The sequence below is a fragment of the Salibacterium qingdaonense genome (assembly GCF_900114715.1).
GTDB classification, from domain to species: Bacteria; Bacillota; Bacilli; order Bacillales; family Marinococcaceae; genus Salibacterium; species Salibacterium qingdaonense.
Genome location: NZ_FOTY01000055.1, coordinates 1 through 6,299, shown reverse-complemented (window position 1 = coordinate 6,299; position 6,299 = coordinate 1). Strand labels below are relative to the sequence as shown.

The following is a 6,299-nucleotide window of genomic DNA, read 5'->3' as shown; positions in this document are numbered from 1 at the left end:
AAAAAGACATCACCGCGGGATTCTTCTATCCAGTCAAAATCATTTTTTCCCTGAGAGAGAAGACCGAGATAGCTGTACACGACATCGCCGTGGGAAATGGCGGCCGACGATGTTAAGCCGGGCATAGATAAGGAATGGAGACGTTTATGTAAGGTCAAGGATTGAAGAAGTTCCCCTATCAAGAGAAGTCCACTGGCAGATATAATATAATTATCCGTTAATTGGATATCAAATCGACGTTTCATTTTTTCACCTTCCGGGTGCATTCATCCAATAAGATGAATAGGATCTTAACCCCTATTTTATCAAGGTTTTGAAGGGTATGTCGAAAGATATTATCACGGATTCAGGTTGATGATTTTTCTGAATTAGAAAAAGAAGACATGATTTCCTTTGTAGATGTAATCGTTAGTCCTATATATCATTTAGCAAAGGATAATATTAATCTAAAATTAGCTTGCTATCCGAATAGAATATATTATGGAGATTTAGATGTTGGGAAGTATAAAAATCTTTATATAGATATGTTCGATATTTATGGTAAGACAAACATTACTTCATTAGAAAAATCAGCTGTAGAGTACACTCAAAGAATTGTTGAAAATAGAATAAAATATTTCTGTGAATCTAAAGTTGAAGATTATTTTGAACTAAAAAATAATACCATGCAAGATTACTATCTCTTACTTTTTTTTGGTTCGATGAATATAACACGAGTACTAGGACATATTTTACACTATTGCTGGTTATCAAATCTCTCTCAAGGTAAAAAAATAAATAGACAAGCAATTGAAGAAGCTTGTGAACAATATTATTTAGATTATACTAGGAATTATTTTGATAAAAGCAGATATTCAAAAGGAGTTTTTGATGAAAAGATTGATATATTTGTTCAAGAAACTTTAATTGAGGAATTGATAAATGAAGCACAAAAAAACAAAACTTATTTAAGAACAATAGATAATTCATACTTAAACGATTTGGATCTCGTTCCTACTAGCCATTTTACAGTGAACTCTGAATTAGAAAATATGCTAGATTCTTTAGAATTTAATGGATTTGTTCATAAAGTTAGTGAACTAGCTTCAAAAGGGTCAAGTAACAAAAATAAAAATGCAACCAATATTATCTATGCATTCGATTTTGGTTTAACTATTTTTGAAAAATTAAAGTATGGTAAACCTGAAAATAAGGACTCCAAGTTTTATCAACAAAGAGCTTTTGATTACTCCCACATAGTTACAGCGGCTTTAGATAATAATAAAAAGATTAAATGTCAACAATGCAGTAAAGAATATCCAATGGGAGATTTAGATATTCTACAAAGATTTAGAATGAAATGTGATAATTGCGATGATGGAATTTGTAAAATTGAATACGATTTGCAATTAAGCGATACTGTTAGAAAAAATATAGAGGAGGCGGTATGGACAACTGAAGAGATAGAGATAATGAATTCTATTTATTTATTAAATAAAAATTCTAAAGAGGAAGAAAAAGTTACAGCTTCTTTAATTGGTAAAGAGATCGACAGATCTTATCAATTTGTAGCAAGAAGGTGTAAAGAACTAGCTGAAGCGGATTATGTTATTCGAAATGGGAATACTCCATTTGAATATGATCTCACAGAGAAAACTATAAATAAATTGAAAGAAATGAATCTAGTTAAATAGGAACTGTTGAATCAACAAATTTTGCTGATATTTCAAGGATTTTGACTTCTTTTTTCGAAAGTTGATACAATGCTCTAAAGTTGCATAATAACTAACAGGAATATCCAATATAATGAATATTTTACTTTGGATCTTATATATCTCCTTAGGCAATCATCAGCTCTTTTTCAAGAGACTGCAGAGACACGCCCTTTTGGGCTTTCTGATAAACATATAGCAGGAGAGAACGGCGTCTTTCCTTGTTAGCTCGCCAATATCCTGTAGAGAATCCCTGCTGGTAATGCTGCACAATAAATGTATAGGCAAGTTGAAGTACCAGCATGTACCGCTTGATAGCAAAAAGGGATCGCAGCCTGTAATCCCCCATATAAAGTTTGTCTTTCGTTTCCTGAAAAAAGGTTTCGATGTTCCAGCGTTCAGCGTAGAAAAGCAGGATCTTTTGGGCGGTTAAGCTGGAATCTGTGCTGAAGAAATAGCGAACCGATGATTCGCTGGGTTCTGTATTTGTAGGCTGGCACGCCAGCACTGTTCCCTGGAGTCCGCCTTTCAGCGCCCCGTCATAGCGATGAACGTAGTAGGAAGCATCTCCTACGGTGACGATGCAGGATGTTTGGTCTTCCTTTTGTTGCGCCCATTCCCTTACGGGTTGAGGAACGCGGTCATTCAGCAGAACACGGTTGCTTTTCAGACCTCCGATGAAATGCCATCCACGTTCTTGAATGTGGTCCATTAGGGATGTGGCAGCATACCAGCTGTCTGTCAGGAGATAAACGTCCCGTGTGCCGTCCGGTATTTGATCCATATGGTCCCGGGCCATATCAAGTTTCGAATACTCTTCTTTTACATAAGGCGTCATGGCAAAGGGTAGAAAGGAGCCGCGGGCTCCTTTCATCGTCGTTACCCACTGATGAGCATAAATAGGTTTTCCTTGTTTGTGATCTAAGTGATAGGAAGCTCCTTCTGTCGGTTCCAAAGCCTGTGACGAAGGCTTGGTTTTCGGACAGATGCTGTCATCGATAATAACCATCAAGGGATCCTCGGAAGAGGACATCTGCTGAACCTGTTGATAGATAGACCTCTGCAGCTTTCGCTGTACGCCCTGATCGTTCCACTGCCCATATTGAAAAAATCGCGTTAGGTGGCGGTGCCAGAAACTGCTGTTCCGTAGTAAGGTCATACTTCCATTCCGCTGCTCTTGAATCATCCCCTGCAGGAGGTGGGAAAGATGCCGGTATGCCGGTTTTGGTACATGAAGCGATACATTTATTTGGTCTAAGAAATTGTCGATAGATGATGACTGTGCGTGAAGTAGACATATGGCAGAACCCTTCTGTGTACGTGTCTGTCGGCGCATCCATCGTACCACAGATTTGGAGGTTCTATTATTTATGCACATGTATGGAATTTTTTCTATGGTTTATGTGTTTATGCAACTTCAAAGTACATAAATGAATTTTATTGTTTATAGTTGGCTAGTGTCATCGATATTATAATACTGGAAGTTGGCTCCATTAATCGATTGTAGCTTGTTTGTTTGATAGAATAGCTATAAGGAAACAGCTAGGAGGACACATATATGGCTCAATTAGACAACAAAGCTTCGTTTCTATGGAGTATTGCGGATTTACTCCGTGGTGATTATAAACAATCGGATTACGGTAAAGTGATTTTGCCGTTAACTGTGCTGCGACGGCTCGACTGCGTGTTAAAACCGTCGAAGGAACAGGTGCTGGAAAAAGTCGAGCAGCTTCAAAAGATGAATATACCAAAAGTAGACGATGTCATTGAAAAAACCATAGGACATCAGTTTTTTAATACGAGCCCGTTTGATTTTGAAACGTTAAAAAATGATCCGGAAAATATAGCACTGAATTTGCGTAACTATATTAACGGCTTTTCGGAAAATGCGCGGCAGATCATTGAGCATTTCCATTTTGATACCCATATTGATCAATTGGATGATGCGAATGTCTTGTACATGATCATTACCCGTTTTTCTGAGGTGGATCTTCATCCTTCCACGATAAGTAATTTAGAAATGGGTTATATCTTTGAAGAACTGATCCGGAAATTCTCAGAGAGTTCGAATGAAACAGCCGGGGAGCACTTTACGCCACGTGAAGTTATCCGGTTGATTGTCAATGTATTGTATAACGAAGATGATGATGCATTAAGTACGGAAGGAACCATTCGTACTCTGTATGATCCTGCTTGTGGAACCGGGGGCATGTTATCCGTTGCAGAGCAATATTTGAATAAGATGAATCCAGATGCCGATCTCTATGTCCACGGTCAGGAATTGAATGAGGAGTCGTACGCAATTTGTAAGTCGGATATGATGTTGAAGGGTCAGGATCCATCAAATATTAAGTTCGGCAATAGTTTCAGGAATGATGGTTTTTCCGAAAAGACATTCGACAATATGCTTTCCAATCCTCCGTTTGGCGTGGAGTGGAAAAAGGTGGAGAAAGCGATAAGGGATGAGCATGAAAACCTGGGCCACGCCGGACGGTTTGGAGCAGGACTCCCACGTGTGAATGATGGTTCTCTCCTATTTCTGCAGCACATGATTTCCAAGATGAAACCCGAAGGAAGCCGACTGGCTATCATATTGAACGGCTCCCCGCTGTTCACGGGCGGAGCAGAATCAGGGGAAAGCAACATCCGCCGCTGGATTATTGAAAATGACTGGGTAGAGGCAATTATCGGTCTCCCGGATCAGCTTTTTTATAACACGGGAATATCGACGTATATCTGGGTATTGAGTAATAAAAAGAAGTCCGAACGTAAAGGGAAAATACAGTTAATAGATGGCACAGAATACTACCAGAAGATGCGGAAGTCCCTCGGGGAAAAGCGCCATGAACTAAGTGAGGAACATATTACTGCCATTACTAACATCTATGGGGATATGGAGGAATCGGAACACAGCAAAATATTCAGCAATGAAGATTTCGGATTCCAGCGTGTGACGGTGGAGCGTCCGCTGCGTCTGGAGTTTCAAATCACTGCGGACCGAATTCCTTTGCTGGAAGATGAAAAAACCTTTCAGAATCTCGCAAAACCAAAAAAGAACAGCAAAAACCCGGAGGAAGAAAAAGCTGAGGGAGAAAAGCAGCAGCGAGCTATCCGTCATGCATTGGAGACCATCTCACCGAGCGAAAGTACTTATGATCAGCAGCAATTTGAGCAAATGCTGAAAAATACTTTAAGTGAAAGCGGAGTGAAGCTGACAGCCGGATTAAAGAAAACGCTGTTGCAGGTCTTTTCGGTACGAAAAGAAGAAGCCCCGGCAGTAAAAGATGCAAAAGGGAACATCCAGCCGGATCCAGAACTGCGGGATTACGAAAATGTCCCGCTCACAGAAAATATTGAGGATTACATGGAACGTGAAGTCCTGCCGCACGTGCCGGATGCCTGGGTGGACGAGGAAAAAACAAAAATAGGGTATGCAATACCATTCACCCGTTATTTCTATCAATATACTCCACTGCGCCCAACTGAAGAAATTGAGCAGGATATCCATAAGCTTCAAAATGAAATTTTGGATCTAATGAAAGAAGTGCATTTATGATAACTAATGATAGCAAGAAATACGTACACAAGAATAAGGGTATGGAATGGTTCGGAACTATACCAGATAATTGGCATATCACTAAATTGAAAAGAATTTTTAAACTTAAAAATGGTGGAACTCCAGATAGTAATAACGAAGAGTATTGGGAAGAGAACGGAATCATATGGATTACTCCGGAGGATTTAGAAGGTACTAGTAGCATAATTAAAAACTCAAGACGTCACATTAGTCATAGAGGACTTGAAAATTCTTCTGCTAAAATAATTCAACCCCAAAGTTTAATATTGTCTACTAGGGCTCCAATTGGGAAAGTTAAAATAAGTGCAGGACATTGTACTACAAATCAGGGTTGTAAAAGTCTAGAACCAATATCTTGCAATATTGAAGTTAGATATTATTATTTTATATTGCTAAGTGCTAAAGAACATTTAAACTTTCTTGGATCCGGAACTACTTTTCCTGAATTATCAAACTATAATTTAATAAACTTATATGCTCCTTTTCCTGAATATAGTGAACAAGTGAAGATAGCAAATTACATAGAGAACAAAACTATTAGTGTTGATTTATTAATTCATAAAAACGAGGAACTGATTGAAAGTTTGAAAGAAAAACGTCAGGCGTTGATTACCGAGACCGTTACAAAAGGACTTGATCCTTATGTCGAAATGAAAAACAGCGGTGTGGAGTGGATGGGAAAGATTCCTGCAAATTGGACTATCAGCCGTCTAGGATATGAATCATCTATTAATGCAAGCCTGAATCCGTAATGATATCTTTCGACATACCCTTCAAAACCTTGATAAAATAGGGGATAAGATCCTATTCATCTTATTGGATGAATGCACCCGGAAGGTGAAAAAATGAAACGTCGCCTGAATCCGTGATAATATCTTTCGACATACCCTTCAAAACCTTGATAAAATAGGGGGTAAGATCCTATTCATCTTATTAGATGAATGCACCCGGAAGGTGAAAAAATGAAACGTCGATTTGATATCCAATTAACGGATAATTATATTATATCTGCCAGTGGACTTCTCTTGATA

General features: G+C 38.6%; 4 protein-coding genes and 1 pseudogene. 3 read left to right on the top strand and 2 right to left on the bottom strand.

The window, feature by feature from the left end; translation table 11 throughout:
- Window positions 1–245, bottom strand: a pseudogene (locus tag BM058_RS17705) (IS1380 family transposase); the annotation flags it as partial.
- Window positions 246–383: 138 nt separating this feature from the next.
- Between BM058_RS17705 and BM058_RS17700 the strand changes: the two are divergent.
- Complete coding sequence (locus BM058_RS17700; protein WP_090929068.1) at window positions 384–1,673, top strand: hypothetical protein; 1,290 nt, start codon at window positions 384–386, stop codon at window positions 1,671–1,673.
- 145 nt (window positions 1,674–1,818) lie between these two features.
- Here BM058_RS17700 and BM058_RS17695 read toward each other — a convergent pair whose 3' ends face one another.
- On the bottom strand, window positions 1,819–2,850 hold the full coding sequence (locus BM058_RS17695) for a transposase (RefSeq protein WP_407690194.1): 1,032 nt from the start codon (window positions 2,848–2,850) through the stop codon (window positions 1,819–1,821).
- Between the two features lie 399 nt (window positions 2,851–3,249).
- Between BM058_RS17695 and BM058_RS17690 the strand changes: the two genes are divergently transcribed.
- Together BM058_RS17690 and BM058_RS17685 are read left to right on the top strand one after the other, a co-directional pair.
- A complete protein-coding gene (locus BM058_RS17690; protein ID WP_090929063.1) occupies window positions 3,250–5,247 on the top strand; it encodes a type I restriction-modification system subunit M in 1,998 nt (665 codons plus the stop codon).
- Window positions 5,244–6,020, top strand: coding sequence for a restriction endonuclease subunit S (locus BM058_RS17685; protein ID WP_090929060.1), 777 nt, complete (start codon window positions 5,244–5,246; stop codon window positions 6,018–6,020). The genes BM058_RS17690 and BM058_RS17685 overlap by 4 nt, the downstream gene beginning before the upstream one ends.
- The last annotated feature ends 279 nt before the right edge of the window (window positions 6,021–6,299 follow it).

Coding starts and splice junctions, on each gene's coding strand:
- BM058_RS17700 (WP_090929068.1), top strand. CDS start 384: ATGATTTCCTTTGTAGATGTAATCGTTAGTCCTATATATCATTTAGCA.
- BM058_RS17695 (WP_407690194.1), bottom strand. CDS start 2,850: ATGACCTTACTACGGAACAGCAGTTTCTGGCACCGCCACCTAACGCGA.
- BM058_RS17690 (WP_090929063.1), top strand. CDS start 3,250: ATGGCTCAATTAGACAACAAAGCTTCGTTTCTATGGAGTATTGCGGAT.
- BM058_RS17685 (WP_090929060.1), top strand. CDS start 5,244: ATGATAACTAATGATAGCAAGAAATACGTACACAAGAATAAGGGTATG.